The following is a 19,986-nucleotide window of genomic DNA, read 5'->3' on the forward strand; positions in this document are numbered from 1 at the left end:
TGCAAATATCAAATTTATTGATCAAGGAAGAACAATGGCTAAGACCAAAAATGGAAAAAATAAACGTTTAAGTACTCTCATTTTTGCTGAGAGTATATTAATTGCGTACGTCTGTTACGCTGCGTTTTTTATGGTCAAATTGGCTGATGTATTTGCACCTAGTTTCGCTGCACAGCATATCTTTCCTTTAATCATTTTCACCTTGTTTATCGTCCTCAGTCAGCTCGCAGTGGGATTGTATGAGCCTAAGCTAAGAGAAACCTTTAGGGGGATTATTCGCCGAATATTCGTAGCCCAAGGCTTGGCTTTTTTTGCTATGGCAGTATTTACAGAACTGTTTTTAACCCATGTTTTAATCCATTCTTATTATCTTGTTGTCTGTATTTTGATGACGATTTTGAGTTGCTCATTGTTTCGTTTTTTTGTTATTCGTTTTGGCGCACTGGGACTAGCACAAACCCGTATTGTTATTTTAGGAGCTGGAGAAAGAGCGTCTGTTATTGAAAACCGGATGCGTAGAGCGTCTGATAGAAAAGGTTTTGAGCTAATAGGTTTTATTCCTATCCCTGGAGACAATATAGAGTTAGGGGTCAAGAAAGAACCGATTTTGCATGTGAATATTGATGATTCATTTAAAGAGTTTATTGCGGAAAACGATATTGATGAAATCGTCATTGCAGCAGATCAGCGCAGGGGAACTCTACCTATAGAAGTATTATTTGATTGTCGTTTACAAGGCACGCAAATTACCGATTTACTGGATTTCATGGAACGAGAAACCGGGCAAATACTGGTGAATTTGATGTATCCGAGTTGGCTTATTTATTCTGGTGGGTTTAATTCACAAAATTACGTCAGACAAATTAGTGATTACACATTAAATTTCTGCTTGGCTAGCTTGGTCTTATTTTTTGTCTGGCCATTTATGCTTTTGACCGCTTTAGCTATTTATTTAGACGATGGCCGTAAAACGGGGGCATCCATTTTCTACAAGCAAATTCGCGTTGGCAAAGATGGCGAGAACTTTGGCATTTATAAATTTCGAAGCATGGGGGTTGATGCCGAAAAAAATGGCGCACAGTGGGCGTCTAAAAACGATGCGAGGGTCACGCGTATTGGGGGCTTTATACGCAAATATCGTTTAGATGAATTACCCCAATTATACAACGTGTTTCGCGGCGATATGTCTTTTGTAGGGCCTCGACCAGAGCGTCCAGAATTCGTAGAACAACTCAATAAAGAAGTCCCATTTTACAATCAACGGCACAATGTAAAACCTGGTCTAGCTGGTTGGGCTCAGCTGAATTATCCATATGGGGCGAGCGTTAAAGATGCGATGGAAAAATTAAAATTCGATTTATATTACGTAAAACACCAAAGTTTTTTGTTAGATATATTGGTGTTGATCAGAACAGTGGAAGTGGTGCTATTTGGTAAAGGGCAATAAATTTACCAAAATCAAAACTTAGGTCTATACTTTTAAAGACGATATAGGGACTATCTTGTTTGCCTTTTGGATATTAGCAAAACAAAGGCGATAAACTCGGATACGACTGACCTAAAACAGTACTATGGACTTATCACACTAACGGAGACGACCCGTGCAATGGAATGCAATGACGGTAGACGTGGAAGATTACTTTCACGTTTCTGCTTTTGAAAAATCAATATCCCCAGCTGATTGGCATACAATCTCTCCGCGTGTCGGTGATAATACTCACCGATTGATAGATCTATTCAATGAAAAAAATATCAAGGCGACCTTTTTTACCTTGGGTTGGGTTGCAGAACATTGCCCTGATGTCATTAAGCGAATTGTTGATGAGGGACATGAGTTAGCCAGCCATGGAACCAATCATCGACGAGCAACAACGATGACTCGTGATGAGTTTTATCGCGATGTTGCTGAAAGCAAAGATCGTTTAGAACAGCTATCAGGTTCAGCTATTCTAGGTTATCGAGCACCTAGTTTTTCTATTAATGAATCCAATGAATGGGTGTATGACACGCTACGAGAATTAGGTTTCGTTTATTCTTCTAGCACATACCCGATTGAGCATGACCTATATGGCGTACCGCATTGGCCTCGTTTCGCGCATTTGCATAAATCTGGCATGTTAGAAATTCCTATCCCTACCTTACGAGTGAACGAAAAGAACAAAGGGATTGGTGGTGGAGGGTATTTCCGTTTGTTCCCGTATTGGTTATCAAAACGTCGTATCTCAAAATTTATTACTCAAGAGAAACAGCCCTATAGTTTTTATTTTCATCCATGGGAGATAGATCCTGACCAACCGCGTGTCAAAGGAGCCCCGCTAAAATCGCAGTTTAGGCATTATATTAACTTGTCTCGGATGCAACCAAAGCTAGAACAATTAATTGATGACTTTGCTTGGACCAGCATGGCACAAGCTTATGGGATCAAAGGGAATAACCAGATAGTTACGCGAGAGGCAGTGGCGTGACAACTATGTCTAATGCAAACCTCAATACGAGTAATCCGAAGTTAAACACAGCAGAATTAGCTGCGCCAGATGGTTCACTTTTATCAAGTCAACCGCAACCTGTGTCACATAGTCGCTCGACTTGGTTTATGTTGATAATTGCCGTGTGTGGGTGGGCGGTATTTTGTTATGTTGGGTTGCGTTCAGCGATAGAGATCTGGGCCATTTCTGAAATTTTTCAGCATTGTTTTTTTGTTATTCCTGGTGCGTTTTATTTGATCTATCAAGAGCGTACCAAATTGGCACACATTGCTTTATCTCCTACATGGTGGGCGCTACCTTTTCTTTGTGGCCAAATCGCAGTGTATGTTTTGGGGTTGGCAGGTGACATCCAAGTGTTAATGCACATAGCGACGTTCAGCATGCTTCCGACTTTATTGTGGGCTGTGTTGGGGAATCGAGCAGCGTATCATCTTATTTTTCCTTTGTGTTTTATGCTATTTGCCATTCCCATCGGCGAGGAAATGATCCCCTTCTTACAAGAGGTAACAGCTGATATTTCGGTGTATTTTTTACAGCTTACCGGCGTGCCTTTATATCGTTCTGGCCTGTTTATTGAAATCCCAGAAGGACGTTTTTTAGTAGCTGAAGCATGTTCGGGTATTAGCTTTTTTATTGCCTCTGTCGTGATCGGCAATCTTTATGCGTATATGAATTTACGCAGTCCCAAGCGCCGTATTTTGTTTGTCTTATTAGCCGTCGTCTACCCTATTTTAGCCAACGCGGTAAGGGTCTACGGTATTATTTTAACAGGGCATTTGACGGATATGGAGCATGCAGTAGGTGCGGATCATCTCATCTACGGTTGGTTCTTCTTTTCACTCGTTATTATCAGTTTAATTCTTATCGGGGAAGTGTTTAGACGTGGCGATAAACCGACTAATCAGCTTGACTCCAGGGTACCAAACATGGCACCGCCACTTTTTGTTTCGACAGTGAATAAACGCCCATTTTACAGCGTGTTAGGATTATTATTAGCCGGTGGCCTGTGGGGCTTATCGGTGTTGGATAAAACGCCCGATCCGAAAGCTGTGTTCACAGTGAATTTTGCAAACAGTGATGTTCTGCACCGTTCTTTGACACCGACAGTTTGGCAACCACAGTTCGCTGATTCTGCGAGTCAAGAGCTCGTATCATTGCAACGTCGAGGTGTGGCTTACGAGGTATTCCAAGTTTCGTATGATGGCGCCCAAGGAGAATTAGTTGGGTTTCACAACAAGCTATTCAGTCAAGCGCGCTGGACCCTAGAATCAGTATTTTCTCCGGGGCTTGATTGGCCCGTCAAAGCCCAACAAATTACGTCGGTTAACTCTGAGAAACGCTTCGTGTACTTTGCATATTGGTTTGCAGGCGAATTTTACACGAGTAAAACTCGAGTCAAATTAGCGCAAACGTTTGCCAATTTGCTCAATCAATCTGGAGCGATGCGAATGGTGGCCGTGAGTTTCACTGCCACAACAAATACTGAGCAAATTGAGCAATACGAAGAAATTGTCGCCGCAGTATTTGCTGAATTTAGCAGTGGTGTTGCTTATATTGCACTGACCAAGCATGAAGTATTAGAGCAGAGAAGACCATGAGAATATTGTATGTTTGCCAACGCGTTCCATATCCGCCTAATAAAGGTGAGAAATTACGTTCTTTTCACCAAATTGAATATTTGCTAGAGCAAGGGCATAGCATAGATGTATTCATGCCAGAGCACAGCGGTAAAGATAAAGCGCACATAGAGCAACTGCGTAGCCAAGGGGTAAACCAAACTTTTTCCGGTGAACTCGGTCAACCATATCTTAGTTTTGCAAAAGCACTTTGTAGTGGTCGTTCGTTGAGTGAGGCGAAGTTTTATCGAACAGAACTACAAAATCTTTTTGATAATGTCCTTGAACAAAACGAATATGACGCATTGGTATTATGTGCATCAAGTTTAGCGCGTTATGTTTTCGCTTCAGTTCACTATGAACGCTTACAAAAAACGACGCTGTTGTTTATGGATTTCATGGATGTAGATTCAGATAAGTGGCGTCAATATGCCGCACAGTCTGCATGGCCGATGCGTTGGGTTTACCACAGGGAAGCAGAGAAAGTTGCTTGCTTAGAACAAGTGGTTGTTGAGAAATTTACGCAGTGTTTTTTGATTTCGGATAAAGAGGTGCAATTGCTACAGGACACATTGTCTAAAGTGAATGCTACACCACAGTCTCAAGCGGTACATTCAGAGCAAAAGATTCATACTTTAGGCAATGGGATTGATACTAAAATATTTACACCAAAACCAGATATCAACGCAGATTGTCAGCATTTTTTGTTTGTGGGTGTTATGGACTATAAACCCAATGTCGATGCAATGTTGTGGTTTTGTGAGTACATCTGGCCGAGTATTTTACAACACAATCCCCAAGCAGAATTAACGATTGCTGGGATGTCGCCTACGAGTAAGATTTTAGAACTAGGCAAACAACGCAGTATTCATGTGACCGGGTTAGTCGATGATATTGTGCCTTATTTTCACCGCGCAGATGTGTTTGTTGCACCATTTCAAATTGCCCGTGGCGTCCAAAACAAAATTCTACAGGCAATGGCTTGTGGCTTGCCAGTGATCACCAGTGAGTTAGGTTTGGAGGGGATCACTGCGGCAGAAGGCACCGAGCTTATTGTGGCTAATTCGGCCACAGAATATAAACAAGCATTAAGTCAATTAGCTCAACCTGATGTGCGTGCAGCAATAGGCAAATCCGCGAGTGCAAGAATCCATGCAGAGTATTCTTGGGCGGGCAAGCTCAGTTTACTTGAAGCACTGTTACAGCAGACAGATACAGTAACAGCGACATGCATAAGAGCAGAACAGGATAAGGAGTGTGCATGAAATCTGTCATGCAATGGTTGATTGCTTTACTTATTTTTCCTTACTTTGCGTTGTACAAGATACTAAGCCTAATCACGACAGATAAAGATAGTTTATGGCAATCGTTTACTCAGTTTTTGAGTTTGTTCCCAGGTAAGTTAGGTAGTTATTTACGTGTGCGTTTTATGTATTGGACTGCTACTGAATGCCACAAAGAGACTTTTATTGGTTTTGGTGCATTATTCTCGCATTGTGATACGAGTATCGATGATGGGGTTTATATCGGGCCGCAATGCAATATCGGGAAATGCAGTATCGGAAAAAACACCTTGCTAGGCAGTGGTGTACATATCCTAAGTGGTAAAAAGCAGCATGAATTTTCAGATCCAGGTACACCAATCAAAGAGCAAGGCGGTGTCTTTGAGAAAATCAGTATAGGCGAGAATTGTTGGATCGGGAATGGTGCTATTGTCATGGCAAGTGTAGGGGATAATTCTGTGATTGCTGCGGGCAGTGTTGTAGTTAACGAGTTGCCGGCAGGGGTGATTGTGGGTGGGAATCCAGGAAAGGTAATTAAGCAGGTGGGTTTATGAAATCATTAATGATGAAGTTTATTCATGGGATGGTGTTTGCAGTAGGGGCATTGTTTATATTTGGTGGATTAGCTTTTGTTGGTTTGAAAGTCTTAGGGGGAGCAAACTTTGATTATTATGTTTATAAAGTAAAAGAAAAAGTAGGTTTAGCTAAAGAAGTAGAACCATTTGAAGAGCCCAAAATTGTATTAAAAGATTTTACTAAAGCCTCTAGGGTGGAAGTATCATCTAATGATGAGTTTAGATATGTGAGTAATACTGAGGAGTTTTGGGAAGCATTAAACGAAGCAAATCAAAAGGGTAATTTTATTATTTATCTTATCGATGGAGTATATAAGATTAATAAAACGATTAATATTGATGCAGAAAATATCACTCTTATGTCTCTAAGTGGAAACCCTTACCAGACAGTCATTAAAGGAACTGGGATGCGAGGTGGTATGGGAAACCTCATTAGGGTGAATAATTCACACTTTAAAATTGATGGTGTTACTTTACAAGATGCATCCTATCACTTGGTGCAAGTAGCTGGTGAGTTGGATGTAGATTTTACAGTATTTAAAAATATAATTTTTCAAGACTCATATCAACAGATGCTCAAGGTTTCTTACGATATAAATAATAGACCACAGATATCTGGCGATTACGGTATTGTTGAAAACTGCATATTTTTGTATACAGATGGAATTGCTCCAAATTACTACACAGGTGGTGTAGATGCATTAGGAGCTAAGAGTTGGCAAGTATCTAATTCAATATTCAGAGATATAGCTAGTCCAAAACAAAATATTTCTCAATATGCGGTACATTTTTGGATGAATAGTGCCGATAACATTATAACAAATAACATCTACATCAATAACGATCGTGCAATTGGAATGGGGTTAGGTGTTGAAAAAAGTAATATGGAATATGCCAATAAAAATGGTGAAATTAGTCATAATATCATTTTCCATTCCGATCTTTCTGACCCCTTTGCTGATACTGGAATAGCGGTTGAAAAAAGCATTGGTACAAAGATATATTCTAATTATATATTCTTATCTCATTCGTATCCAAGAGCGATTGAATATAGATTTGAAGAAACAAAGGAAGTGCAGATTAGTAATAATTATACTAATAGAAATGTATCATCAAGAGATCAGGGCGAAGCACTTCTTCGGAATAATGATTCCATTTCTCTAGAAAAAATGACTGTGATCTTAACAGAAAGATTACAACAGTTATCTGTTAAAAATTTATACGCAAAAACTATATAATTACACGGAAAATGGACTTATGGGTGTAGAAGGACTTGGCAAATTAATAATGTTTGTAGCTATTATTTGGCTACTGCTGCATTACAAAAATAATGAGAAAGATCAATGATATCTGATCTGATTACTCTCATTCTTGTTGCTTTTTTTGTAATATATGGAATGACTCGACCACATATCGCTATGTGTGGTCTGATCTGGATAAACACTTATAAACCTCAAGAATCATCTTATGCCTTTATGAGTGGGCAACCAATATCTTTTTTATTCACTTTATTTTTTTTAATAATATGCTTATTAAATCTAAAAAAGGTAAGAATTCCACGTTCTAAAACTTATCATTTTCTATCTATTGGGTTTATGGCATGGCTTACTATTTCCCATTTTGACGCTCACTTTCCAACTTTTGCAGCGTTAAAATATAATAACGTTATCAAATCAATGATATTTTGCTATCTAATTCCTTTCGTAATTATATCTAGAAAACATTTAGAGCAATTCTTATGGATATCCGTTATATCATTAGCTACGTTCGCCTTTTTTGGTGGTGTTAAGTCACTATTAGGAGGTGGAGGTTATGGTATGAACCTTATTGGAATATTCTCTACGATGTGGTCTGAAGGAAGTATTCTTACAAACCAGATGCTCAGCATTATACCAGTATTGATTTTTTTAGGATTTAATTCACAGATAGCTGAAAAGATAAAATATTTTAAATGGTTAGCTTTGGGTTACTCTTTGTGCTGTGTCCTTATTCTGATTGGGACGCAGGCAAGGTCTGGATTAGTCTGTTTAGTTCTATTGTTACTATTTGCAGTTTGGTATTCGAAACAAAAATCTAAAATTATAGCAGTTGCCGTTATTATACCTTTTATAATACTTCCATTAGCACCTCAAGAATGGTTTGATAGGATGAGTACTATACAAAGTAGTGATTCTGTTGCAACAGAAGATTCGGCAATGGGAAGAGTAGTTGTTTGGCGATGGGCGGTAGATTATTTTAGACAGAACCCATTGACTGGTGGAGGGTTCCTTTCTTATAGAGCAAACGCAGGAAAATTAGCTGATTATTCAAGAGAAAATGAAGTCGTTATAAGCACACCTTACCCTAAGGCATATCATAATATTTTATTTGAGGTTACTGGTGCGTCTGGTTTTGTTGGACTGGTATTTTACTTGGGTATCTTAAGTTATATTTTCTTCACATCTAGAAGATTACTACAAGTTCATACTGAAGATAAATATATTCAAATGTTTAGTCGTGCAACAATTATTTCAATGTTGGTCTACTGCGCGGGTGGAATGTTTGTAAATTATGCTTTTTATCCTTGGATATACTATTTATTCGCAGCAACAGTCATCTTAAAACAAGAAGTAGAAAATAACAAAAGGAATTGAAATGAATAAGGTTTTATTTATAGCTTATTTATACCCACCAATTGCAAATTCTGGAACTCAAAGAAGTGTTAAATTCAGTAAATACCTTGGTAGATTTGGTTGGAAACCATATGTTCTAACAGGAACAAATCCCATGGGAAACAATGTAGATAAAAAACTCTTAGATGAAGTATCAATGGTGAAAGATATATTTCGTGTACCTATGACATCAGAAATTACAATATCTAACTGGACAAAATATTTACCTGATTCACTAGCTGGTTTTATAACCGATAAATTAGTTTGGAGGCTAAGAGAAAAAAATAAATTTCCAGATATATATAGAGATTGGATCGAAGCAGCTACAGAAAAAGGGATTCAGATAGTTACAAAAAACAAGTTAGATTTAATATATGCCTCTGGAGTTCCATGGTCATCCTTTGTTGTTGCAAAAAAAATATCAAGTAAAACTGGAGTGCCCTTTATTATAGATTATAGAGACCTCTGGACCGAAGATTATGCGCAATTCGGAAATAAGATTGTTAGTAATAAAGAGTTAAATTTAGAATTAGAATTACTCAATTCTGCAAATCATGTAATAACAGTTACAAATTCAATAGGAAAAGTCTTATCTGAAAAAATTAATAATAATTCTGAAAAAATTACAGTAATAACAAACGGTTTTGATGATGATGAATTTACAATCGAAACCGAGACAAAGGAAAATGGAAAATTCAGCTTTGGATATATTGGTGTTTGGAAAGAAAATTATAATCCAGAACAGTTAATTATGTCGATTAATAAATTATCTGATGCACAAGCAATTCAAGTGGAGTTCATTGGAGCAGGCTTTGATATAGAAAAAGTATCAAAAATTACTAAAAAAAATACAACTATAGAATGTTTGGGATACATACCACATTCGAAAGCAGTGAAGTTAATGAAAGAATTAGATTGCCTGTTTGTAACGACTCCTGATAGTGATTATTCCCAACTATGTTTACCAGGAAAAATATTTGAATACTTAGGTAGTGGCACACCTGTGTTGGCATATATAGACGCTGATTCTGAATTATGGAAGTTTCTAGAAAAGACAGGCGGGGCTTTGCTTGTTGATAAGAAAGAACCAGAAAAACTAGATCATATTATTCGTAAAATAGCAGAAACGAGGATAATAGATTGCCCAGCCATAAATAAAAATGAATTGTGGAAATATGAAAGAAAAAACCTGACCAAAAATCTTGCAATCACATTTAATAAGGTCTTGGAGTCCTCAAACGTTAAAGTAAATGCTTGATGAATGATAAGAAAATACTTTTACAAACAATGCAACAAATAATGAGTAATAATTTTGTTGTGAAGGCTTTGGGTATTCTTAGTTTGGTAATCATAGCTAGGCTATTAAGCCCAGAAGATTTTGGCATAATAGCTATTGCCTCATCTATAACATTCCTTGCTGATGTTCTTAGTGAGTCTGGTACACAAAGATACATAAACCATAAAAAAAAAATAAAGTGGAGTGACATTCATACAGCATACACAATTAATATAATTACCAAATGTATAGTTATAATTGGGGTTATTACAATATGTATGGTGATTTATAGTATTACAAATAATGAATTATTAATTGTTATCTCATTATGCTCTTTAATAATAATTTTAAACTCAATAAATAATCCTGTTTTAATTTTACTAAAGCGAGAGTTAAGGTATGAATGTATAATAAAATGTGAATTGATAACCAAGGTTTTTTCAGTGTTATGTTCAATTATTCTTGTTTTTTTTATTGGGAATTTTTGGGCGCTAGTTTTATCAATAATACTCACTTCAATTTTTCAATTAGTTATTTCGTATTTATGGTTTCCAAACCGGTTTGGTTTAGGGTTGAGTAATTATAAATTTCAAATCACATTTGTAAAGTTGTCATATGCGCAATCAGTAGTAGGTTATCTGAGGTCAGAAATTGATATAATAATTTCTTCATTTTTCTTTAGTGCTACTGAAATAGGACATTATTCAAAAAATAAGGAGCTTGCTACTATACCAGGTAGAGATTTTATTAGGCCAGTGACAGAGCCTGTTTTAAGGTATTTTGTAAATAATAGTATTGAAAAAGAAACTCCCCTTTTAGATATATTAAAGATAATGATGACTTTCTCTGTTCCCCTATCTTCTTTATTTTTTTTATATCATAATGAAATTGTGGTTTTTATACTTGGTGATAATTGGTCTGAATACTCATATTTGTTTTCATATTTTATGATTTTTGTTTTTCAATTTTCAATATATTCAATAATTGAAGAATACCTTATCGCAAACGATAAAATAAAAAGGCTTGTCATTTTTGAATGGTGGCAGTTTTTTATTCTGTTTTCAGGGTTGCTACTAATAGGCCAGTTTGAAGATATAAGCTTTTATGCTTTATTTAGATCTTTTTTTAGTGTTTTTTCTTTATTATTTATATTACGTCTGGTTACCATTGTCTTAGATGTGCCATTCGGTACGTTATTGATGGATTTTATGGTTTTGATTTCTTTTGCTTTGCTATCTTCATTGTTAGTGTTTTTTTGTGATTTTTATTTTTTGATTGAAATTGTAATTTTCTTAATGGTTTATTTTTCTTGCTTATTTTTAATGGATTATAAAAAAGGATTTTTTTAATGAATGTTTTAGTTATGGGTGAAGATTCATCTATTAAAGGTCGTCCTTTGAATACGCTATCTATCTTACTAAAGAAATTAGATTGTAAAGTTTATAATATTTTTGATGAGGATACATCAAACTTTAGTTTTTACTTTAATATACTTAAGAAAGTCAATATTGTAATTTTTCTTGATTATGATGGTCCACAAGAATACAGAGTAAGAAATTATGCTATTGCAAAACTCTTGAATAAGAAAATTGTAAGATGGTGGGTTGGTAGTGATGTTTTATTTTGTCTAGAAGACAAGTTCATGGCAAGAAATGCTTATGATCTTGCAAAATTTTCTGATTTTCAATTAGCTGTTTCACACCATTTGGTAAAAGAACTTGAATCACTACATATTAAGTCACAATACGTACCATCAGTACTAGATCCTCTTAATCATAACTACTCTAAAGAATATGATCTCTCATTGAATTTATCGGTTTTAGTATACTTACCGAGCTCGAGGAAAGTTTTTTTTAAATATGATCTAATTCATGAAGTTATTAAAACGAATCCTGGTTTTCATTTCCATATTGTTGCTGATGAAACCCATTCATTATCTTCATTTTCAAATGTTACTTCGTATGGTTATGTTGAAGATATGAGTATTGTTTGGAATAAATGTAATATACTTTTACGTCAAACCAAACATGATGGTCTACCTAGAATGGCCTTAACTGCACTTCAACTAAACAAGCATGTTATTTATTCTTGGGAGTTACCTGGTTGCATTTTGGCAAATACCACTGAAACTATTTCTTCTGCATTACAACAAATCAAGCAAAGCAGCAAAAAAAATTACTGTTCTGAAACTGCCTTGGATAAAATCTTAAGTCCATGTCCGCATATGTTTTTCAAGAGTCATATTATTAATGCTAAATATAATTTCTCATTATCTAAGTATTTTTGGGCTATTTTATTTGTTTTAAAATATACATTAATACTCAAGTTTAGGAAAAACTATTGAATACATCTAATGCAATTTCTTGGCAAGTCTACGGTGGGGTCTTTATTGCTTTGATTCGTTTTCTTTCTAGCATGGTACTTGCTAGATATTTATCACCTGATGATTTTGGACTTTACGGATTAGCTATATTATTTTTTACATTTATATCTACCCTTGGCTCTGTAGGCTTTAGTAGTGCCTTAGTTCGAAAAAGTCATTGTTCGGATGTTGATTATCAAACTTGTTTCTGGCTTACTGCAGCAAGCCGTTTTGTTATGTTTTCTTTAACGTTTATATTTTTATATCCAATTTCTGTTTTTTTCAATGAACCTGTTTTAATTTCAATATTAGCTATTATTAGTTTTAATTTCCTGATTAGTTTGTTCGAAGTTATTCCAAATTTAATTCTTGTTAAAAATCTGAATTACAAGGTTATTAATATTATTCAAGTTTTTGCAACACTGCTGGAGACAATGCTTATATTGACTTTGGTAATAATTTTTGATTATACGTATTGGGCTCTTGTTTTTGGAATGCTATTCAATGCATGTATAGTTTCTTCAGTTATGTTATTTAAAACAAAGTGGAAACCTTCCTTTCAATTTTCTAAAGATTCCTATCTTGAACAAGCTAATTTTGGTTGGAATACTTTGGGATTTTCTATCATGAATTACCTTACTGGAAATCTTGATTATTTAATTGTAAGTAAAACTTTAGGTACCTATTTCTTGGGTATTTATGAATTTGCTTACAGAATCCCTTTTCTGATTCATCAGCGTTTAGTACAGCCAATAGGTTTAGTTATTTACCCTTCAATGTCAAAGCTTAAAGGTGATAGGGTAGCTATTTTCGATCTCTATTCTGATACGATCTATTTTTTATCATTAATCGTTTTTCCTGTATTAGGTGGTATGCTTGCAGTAGCTGATATTATGGTGATTGTTGTATGGGGGGAAAAGTGGGTTGAGGTAATTCCTCCTCTGCAAATACTGGCTTTATGTACTATTTTACGTGTTTGGCCTCAATCAGTCGGTGCAATATTTATGATTGATAATCGTCCTGATATTCCATTTAAGATTTCTATTGTTACTATGTTGTTTACTTTGTTTTTTGTGTCCTTATTTTCTTTTTTTTGGGGAATAGTTGGTGTGGCTTGGGGAATGGTTTTTTCTTTGATTCCGAGTTATTTTTCTGTTTACCTGGGCCTGAAACGTTTAGATAAGTCTTTTATGGATATATTTAGAAAACAATATCCGATTATTATAGTTAGTATTATCATGGTATCAGTTGTTTTCCTTGTGAAAAATATGTTGTTAGTTAATTTTTCACAAGGCATTTCTTTATTACTTTCAATAATGACTGGATTTATAGTGTATCCATTAGTATTTATTTTATTTTTTAGAAGTAGTTTTATATATATACTTGAAAAAATAGATTTAAAATATAATAATTATAGAATAAAATTTTTAATTAAAAAGATGTCTTAGTTTTAGTTGTTTCATTGTTAACATGTATATCAACACCCAATCCAGGTCTTTTATGTAGATACCAATCACATTGGTCATCAAACATTTCTGGAACAGCTTTTGCTATCATTGCTAATGCTGAAGCTCTAAACCAAGTTGACCAAGTGTCAGACTCACCTAATTTAAAAGGATAAAACTTACAACTACTATATAAATGAATTGAATTATATTGACTACGACTTTTTAGCTTAAATAATAATGTTTTTATTCCGCCTTTTAATCCTTTGTAGTCATTGTTTTGGATAAGTGAATAAATCCATTTTGCACTTGGTCTGACCCTCCAACCATAGCCACCATCTTTATTAATAGCAAATCCTATGCGTTCAGCTATATTTTTTAATTCTTGTTTATGAATTTCGCTTTTATTGGTATCTATTAGGTAAGCTCTAACCAGAATGTCGATTGCATCCATATCCTCACAGGCTCCACCACCGCCACCATAGACAAAAAGTTTATCATCCCATGCTAGTTTTTTAGTTACCTCGGCAGCTTGTTTCAAATATGGTATTTTTCGATTTATAGCATCATATATTACAAATATATGATATCCACCGGCCATGCGTTCAAGAGGATCAGTGTTTGAACCCCAGAAGCCGTCACTTGTACTCTGCTGTTCATCATGCCACCTAAAATAATCATCTAAACCATTTGTAATAAAAGGGCATTCAGGTTTATGTACTTGCCATTCTAGTAAAAAAATACCTAAAAACATATCTAGATTACTAACAAGCCAAGGGTTATTCCAATCTAATTCATTGAGCCATTCATACACAATACCCTTTTTACATAGCTCGTAAGCAAAATTTACAGGTGGTAAATTTTCGCACCCCAAGGCATACAATGCACTTCTACCAAAATAAGCTGTTTGTAAATATAAATATTGTTGGTTGTGTTGCCTACTGTTCGGAAAATCCTCATCATCAAATTCTTCATTATTGAAGCAGCCTGACTCATTATCTAACCTTGTTAATAGTGCTTGTTTTATATGTTCACTTTTTTGTAGTTCAAAATCCATTAACTCTGCAGTTAATACTGCAAAACATGTCCCGTAGAATGAACCAGGTTGTCCTTCCTGTAAAGGAAATGGGAATGCATTTACTTCACATTTTTTAACTTCAATACGATTAATATATGAAATGATCGATGATTTAATTTTTTCGAAATTAACTTTACTTTTCATTAGACAGCTTCCTTGAACACTCCGAACCATGGACAATAAAATAGTGCGTTTCTTTTTAGAACAGTACTTTGTAAGTCATTATCCCTCGCAATTTTCGCCATTTTTGAAAATGTCAGTGCTAATTGGGATGTATATTTGTGTGGATAACTAAGTAGTGGATATATGCCTTGAGTTGTAATTTCTTTTGAAGTGAAAGACTCTCGTTGTAATCTGATATTTTCGTGATTTTTCAATTGATTTTGGATTTTATTAACATATTCAGTTTTGTCTATAGTTGATTCACTACAGTCACTTTCTCTGAGTCGAGCATAAAGTGGTTCAGCTAAGTTCTCACATTTTATTTTAGGGACTAATCTGCTCCAAAGCTCATAATCTTGAACATATCTAAAGTTTTCATTATACCCCCCCTCATCAATTAATTCTGACCTTTTCATCATTATTGCACCATGTATGAATGGGTTATAATCAATAAGTGCTGATTTACACTCAGCGTCAGTTTTGGGGTAATGAAATATCTCATTAAAGATACCGTTCGGGTTTGAAATAAACATAGATGAACCCACAAGGGAAAGTTCTTTATCTTCCTCAAAAGCAGCTAATTGCTTCTCGAAACGATTATATATTGAAATATCATCTGCATCCTGACGAGCGATATAATCCCCTTTTGCAATTTTCAATGCGTTATTCAAAGATCTTGTGAGTCCCTGATTATTTTGGTCTATTACAATTAAACGAGGATCTGAGATAGCGGAGATTTTTGATAATGTATCATCAGTACTTCCATCATTGATAATAATCAGTTCAAAGTCTTTAAATGACTGAGCTAATATACTAAAGATAGCATTTTGAATGTGCTTAGATCCATTATATACGCCCATGATTACAGAAATCATTGGTTTTTTCATTGCGTTATTTCCTTGTATGTAATCGCTAGTTTGTCCATTGAGTGTGACCAACAAAAAGGCTTCGCTAAATCTAGGCACTTTTCCCTTTGCTCATTCCATATTTCTTCATCTTCGAGCAATATCATCAATTTTTCTGATATCTCAGTTGCGGATTCTGCAGGGGCATGTAACAGTTTTTTTTGTGTGATCTCTATCAATACATCTGCATTTGAAGTTACTACAGGTGTTCCAACGGCCATACTTTGGATTAATGGAAACCCAAAACCTTCTTCTCTTGAAACAAATAATAAAGCTACTGATCTCTGAAATAAATTTACTAATGTAATTTCCGATACCCAAGTATGAATTTCCACATAATCCTCGATAGATAATTTTTTAATTGTTTTTTTTATAATCGAGTTATTATTTCCAGTAAATCCTGCAATAACAAGTTTATGTTTTTTTCGGGTGGATTGTGGTAACTTCGCATAGGCTGCTATGGCGTTTTCAGGGTTTTTTTGATAACTATCACCACCTAACATTAAGACGTTTTGTCTCGTATCTTTGTTCTTATGTTCGGAACACGGAACATAATTAAATGGAACACCATGATATACAAAATCCATTTTTTTTGAAGAAAATGTAAATTCTTGACTGATTGACTTCATCGCCGCTTTGGAAATGGTCATAATTTTTTTTGCTTTGCGTAGGCCATAACTATAAACCAACCAAACATATAACCTTTTTTTTAGGAAATAGAGTTTTGTTTTAAAATTGGCATTATCAGGGATGTGATGAATTCTAGTTAAAAATTTCCATTCCATTGCATCATGTAGAGTAACTAATTGTTTAACATTTGAATTTATCAATACTCTATTGGTTGGCATATGAAGTAGTTCAATAGGATTTTTTTTCAGCCACCTAGTTACTATTGATAACTCCCATGATGTTTCATCTTCTGCTTTCAAATCAATAATTGTTACATTTGTTAAATTGCTAACATTTTCTATTCTACTTTTATAATCAGCTTCCTTTTCATTATGTTCGAAATCTGAGTTTACTAGAATATAAAAGTGGTCATCTGGCATGTGTATAGGTAAGTGACTGCACACCATATATACATAAACAGGCATACCTCTCTGTTTTCGCATAAGAAATCGTCCATCTATAGCATAATTAGCCATTCACTATATCCTTATAAATATTTGAATATCTCTGATTCATTTTATTTGCTATGAAAAACTTATTAAAATCATCCATAGCATTAGAGCTTAACTGACATTTTATTCTTGTATTATCGTAAAGAGATCTGATAGCTTTTTTGAGTGAATCTGTGTTATTCGATGGAATGACAATTCCATTTTTATTATGTGTAATGATCTCAGGGTTACCGCCAACGTCTGTTACGATTGATGGTAACCCTAATGACATGGCTTCAAGAAGTGTCATGGAAGTACCTTCACTAAATGAAGTTAACAAAAATACATCAAATAATTTAAAGTAGTATTTTGGATTAGGTTGGTAACCTGTCATTACTACTTTTTCTCGTATATTCAGTTGGTCAATTAAAGATTCTAGTTGTTGTTTATTTTCTCCATCGCCTACCAGAATCAAGGTGCAAGATAACCCTTCGGAATTTAGTTCTGCAATTGAGCGAATCATCATTTCATGGTTTTTTATCGGATCAAATCTTGCAATCGTACCTAAGATAAAATCGTTTGAATTTAAGTCTAATTTTTCTTTTAAAGAATCTAATTTTTCAGTTTCTGTATTATGGAATTTTAATTTTTCTATACCGTTATATATGACTTCTATTTTTTCTTTCGACAAGTTCTCGTATGTGATTAATGCTTCTTTTGTAGCATGAGAAATCGCTGTGATTTTTGCTGTTACTAAGCTTAGCAATGGATTGATTATTTTACGTTTAAATGAAATAGAGTCAGGATAAAAACGACCATGTTCTGTAAAAATTACCTTGGTTTTTAACCCAATACAGGCTAACACGCCATAACTCCAAGGCGTATATTGGTGACAGTGAAGAATATCTATTTCCTCATTCATTATATACTGCCGAATTTGCTGAAGCAGTTGAATATCAAATCCAGGCTTTCTTGTTAGACTTTGAATGTTAATTTCTTCGTCAATTAGTTTTTTTGCAAATGGGCCTAATGGCGATTCAATACATAATACTTGGTGATTAAATTGATCTTTAGTTCCTAATATTAAGTTCAATATTACTTGTTCAGTACCACCGATCCGCATGTCATAGGTAACGTGGCATATTTTGATTTTTTTATCTGACATAATTCACCCACCACATTTGGAACATCAACATGCTCCACAAAACTTGGCTATGATCTGCTTTCTCGGTTTGGTGTTCATGCCACCATTGGGCAATCACCTCAGCATCAAAATAGTCCCTTAAACCATGTTCATAATCGAATAAATACCGTTTAGCAATATCATGGATGTGCTCACGGAACCATGTTGCCAAAGGCACACTGAAGCCCATTTTTTTGCGGTATAGGACATCATTGGGTAAAAGGGGTTTAAATGCCTCTTTTAAGATGTGTTTCTTTTCCCCATCTTTAAATTTCATCTCTGGAGGCAATTGCGCTGCGAACTCAATCACTTCCTTGTCCAGTATAGGAGCGCGTACTTCTAGCGAGTTAGCCATACTCATCCGATCTACTTTTACCAAGATCCCACCTGGTAGATACGTTTTTAGGTCGGTATATAAAATTTTGTCCAAATGGTCTGTACCGTCAGCTTTATCATAAGCATCTAGTGTGATTTGCGCAGGATGATACTCACCTAATCTATCTTGAAATTCCGTATTTGCTAGATGGGCCCATTGTTCGTCTGTGATCTGTGAGTTGGTGATGTAAAAACCCATAGCAGGATCAGTACTTAAACTGGTGAGTAACGAGTTCCCTTTCTTGAAAAAGGTGTGATTGCCTTTGGCACACAGATTCGCTAATTTGGGAAATAAAGATTCCCGTAAACCCTTTGGAAATTTTTGGCGCAATTTGTTTTCTAATGCATCCACGGTGTATTTTTCATATCCAGCAAATACCTCATCGCCACCGTCACCAGCAATCGCAACAGTCACCGCTTGGCGAGCTAATTCACTGACATAGAATGTCGGAACGAGTGAGGGATCAGCAAAGGGCTCATCAAAATACCGAACAATATCCTCAAGCGTTTCAGCTACGTTTTGATGCACCGTAAATTCATGATGTTCTGTGTGGTATTGTTCCGCAACCATCTGTGCAAATTCGGTCTCGTTAAATTTCGGGTCATCAAATCCAATCGTACAGGTTTTGACGGGTTTCTCTGATTGTTGTGCCATCATGGCAACTACGCCACCAGAATCTACACCACCACTTAAAAACGCACCGAGATCAACATCAGCCAGCATTCTTAGTTTTGTTTTTTCTTTGAGTAATGTTTGCAAACGCTCCGTATTCACATCTAGGCTAGACTCTGTCTTGTTGGCAAAGGAGACATCCCAATACTGTCTAATTGTCTTTTTACCCTGATGGATTTGCATCACATGCCCAGGGGCTAATTTATGCATGTGAGTGAAGATGGTTTTGGGATCAGGTACGTATTGATAAGCAAAAAAGTCATATACGGCATCATCTCGCACAGAACGATCTATGTCGGGTAGCGTTAAAATAGCTTTGATTTCTGAGGCAAAGATAAACTGCCCATCCTTCTCGTAGTAATACAGCGGTTTTTTGCCTATACGATCCCGGGCTAGCCATAGTGTTTCCGTGCGCATATCCCATAAAGCAAAAGCAAACATTCCATGCAGCTTTGCTAGGCAGTCAATGCCTTCTTTTTGGTATAACGCGAGAATGACTTCAGTGTCGGTATGTGATTGGAATGGATAACCGTCCGCGACTAATTCTTCACGTAAGGCTTGGAAATTATAGATTTCTCCGTTAAATACAATCACACACTGTTTATCTGCAGAGTACATCGGTTGGACGCCCGCTGAAGATAGATCAATGATACTAAGACGGCGATGGACCAGACCTACGGTGTTATCGAGATAGGTCGCAAAGGCATCTGGACCGCGATGCGCAATCGCTTCACCCATTTCCTGTAATAATTCAGGTGTAGGGTGTTGCATTCCTTGTGTGAGAAAACCTGCTATTCCGCACATGACATAAAATCC

16 protein-coding genes are annotated in these 19,986 nt (G+C 35.6%); 11 read left to right on the forward strand and 5 right to left on the reverse strand.

All coding sequences use genetic code 11. The annotated features are described in order from the left end of the window. Positions 1 to 34 precede the first annotated feature (34 nt). From NLF92_RS05955 to NLF92_RS06005, 11 genes are all read left to right on the forward strand, one after another. A complete protein-coding gene (locus tag NLF92_RS05955; RefSeq protein ID WP_254099807.1) occupies positions 35 to 1,447 on the forward strand; it encodes a TIGR03013 family XrtA/PEP-CTERM system glycosyltransferase in 1,413 nt (470 codons plus the stop codon). Positions 1,448 to 1,616: 169 nt separating this feature from the next. Beyond that, positions 1,617 to 2,465, forward strand: a complete 849-nt coding sequence (locus NLF92_RS05960; protein WP_254099965.1) for an XrtA system polysaccharide deacetylase — start codon at positions 1,617 to 1,619, stop codon at positions 2,463 to 2,465. Positions 2,466 to 2,470: 5 nt separating this feature from the next. Continuing rightward, the gene (gene xrtA, locus NLF92_RS05965) at positions 2,471 to 4,084 is read left to right on the forward strand and encodes an exosortase A (RefSeq protein ID WP_254099809.1); all 1,614 of its coding nucleotides are present in this window, start codon (positions 2,471 to 2,473) and stop codon (positions 4,082 to 4,084) included. Continuing rightward, positions 4,081 to 5,367 (forward strand): TIGR03087 family PEP-CTERM/XrtA system glycosyltransferase, encoded by a 1,287-nt coding sequence (locus tag NLF92_RS05970; protein ID WP_254099811.1) that lies wholly within the window; start codon positions 4,081 to 4,083, stop codon positions 5,365 to 5,367. The genes xrtA and NLF92_RS05970 overlap by 4 nt, the downstream gene beginning before the upstream one ends. After that, on the forward strand, positions 5,364 to 5,939 hold the full coding sequence (locus NLF92_RS05975; protein WP_254099813.1) for an acyltransferase: 576 nt from the start codon (positions 5,364 to 5,366) through the stop codon (positions 5,937 to 5,939). Before NLF92_RS05970 ends, NLF92_RS05975 begins: the two co-directional genes overlap by 4 nt. Then, positions 5,936 to 7,198, forward strand: coding sequence for a right-handed parallel beta-helix repeat-containing protein (locus tag NLF92_RS05980; protein WP_254099815.1), 1,263 nt, complete (start codon positions 5,936 to 5,938; stop codon positions 7,196 to 7,198). Before NLF92_RS05975 ends, NLF92_RS05980 begins: the two co-directional genes overlap by 4 nt. Positions 7,199 to 7,303: 105 nt before the next feature. Next, on the forward strand, positions 7,304 to 8,593 hold the full coding sequence (locus NLF92_RS05985; protein ID WP_254099817.1) for a putative O-glycosylation ligase, exosortase A system-associated: 1,290 nt from the start codon (positions 7,304 to 7,306) through the stop codon (positions 8,591 to 8,593). A gap of 1 nt (position 8,594) precedes the next feature. Continuing rightward, positions 8,595 to 9,869, forward strand: a complete 1,275-nt coding sequence (locus tag NLF92_RS05990) for a glycosyltransferase (protein ID WP_254099819.1) — start codon at positions 8,595 to 8,597, stop codon at positions 9,867 to 9,869. Then, complete coding sequence (locus NLF92_RS05995) at positions 9,869 to 11,236, forward strand: oligosaccharide flippase family protein (RefSeq protein WP_254099820.1); 1,368 nt, start codon at positions 9,869 to 9,871, stop codon at positions 11,234 to 11,236. The genes NLF92_RS05990 and NLF92_RS05995 overlap by 1 nt, the downstream gene beginning before the upstream one ends. Then, positions 11,236 to 12,231, forward strand: a complete 996-nt coding sequence (locus NLF92_RS06000) for a hypothetical protein (RefSeq protein ID WP_254099821.1) — start codon at positions 11,236 to 11,238, stop codon at positions 12,229 to 12,231. The genes NLF92_RS05995 and NLF92_RS06000 overlap by 1 nt, the downstream gene beginning before the upstream one ends. Next, complete coding sequence (locus NLF92_RS06005; RefSeq protein WP_254099823.1) at positions 12,228 to 13,697, forward strand: lipopolysaccharide biosynthesis protein; 1,470 nt, start codon at positions 12,228 to 12,230, stop codon at positions 13,695 to 13,697. The genes NLF92_RS06000 and NLF92_RS06005 overlap by 4 nt, the downstream gene beginning before the upstream one ends. On the opposite strand, the gene NLF92_RS06010 is transcribed toward NLF92_RS06005, so the two are convergent. Genes NLF92_RS06010 through asnB form a run of 5 tightly spaced genes read right to left on the reverse strand, consistent with a single transcriptional unit; the run spans position 13,681 to position 19,974 of the window. After that, positions 13,681 to 14,916 carry a hypothetical protein gene (locus NLF92_RS06010; protein WP_254099825.1) on the reverse strand — a complete coding sequence of 412 codons (1,236 nt, stop codon included), beginning with the start codon at positions 14,914 to 14,916 and terminating at the stop codon, positions 13,681 to 13,683. The two genes, NLF92_RS06005 and NLF92_RS06010, sit on opposite strands and share 17 nt — an antisense overlap. Beyond that, positions 14,916 to 15,821 (reverse strand): glycosyltransferase family 2 protein, encoded by a 906-nt coding sequence (locus NLF92_RS06015; RefSeq protein WP_254099827.1) that lies wholly within the window; start codon positions 15,819 to 15,821, stop codon positions 14,916 to 14,918. The genes NLF92_RS06010 and NLF92_RS06015 overlap by 1 nt, the downstream gene beginning before the upstream one ends. Continuing rightward, positions 15,818 to 16,984, reverse strand: a complete 1,167-nt coding sequence (locus NLF92_RS06020) for a glycosyltransferase family 4 protein (RefSeq protein ID WP_254099829.1) — start codon at positions 16,982 to 16,984, stop codon at positions 15,818 to 15,820. The genes NLF92_RS06015 and NLF92_RS06020 overlap by 4 nt, the downstream gene beginning before the upstream one ends. Then, a complete protein-coding gene (locus tag NLF92_RS06025) occupies positions 16,977 to 18,104 on the reverse strand; it encodes a glycosyltransferase (RefSeq protein WP_254099831.1) in 1,128 nt (375 codons plus the stop codon). Before NLF92_RS06025 ends, NLF92_RS06020 begins: the two co-directional genes overlap by 8 nt. Further along, positions 18,094 to 19,974: an asparagine synthase (glutamine-hydrolyzing) gene (asnB, locus tag NLF92_RS06030; RefSeq protein ID WP_254099833.1), complete on the reverse strand. Its 1,881-nt coding sequence runs from the start codon at positions 19,972 to 19,974 to the stop codon at positions 18,094 to 18,096. The genes NLF92_RS06025 and asnB overlap by 11 nt, the downstream gene beginning before the upstream one ends. Positions 19,975 to 19,986: the final 12 nt, after the last annotated feature.

The organism is Opacimonas viscosa (assembly GCF_024199005.1).
GTDB classification, from domain to species: Bacteria; Pseudomonadota; Gammaproteobacteria; order Enterobacterales; family Alteromonadaceae; genus Opacimonas; species Opacimonas viscosa.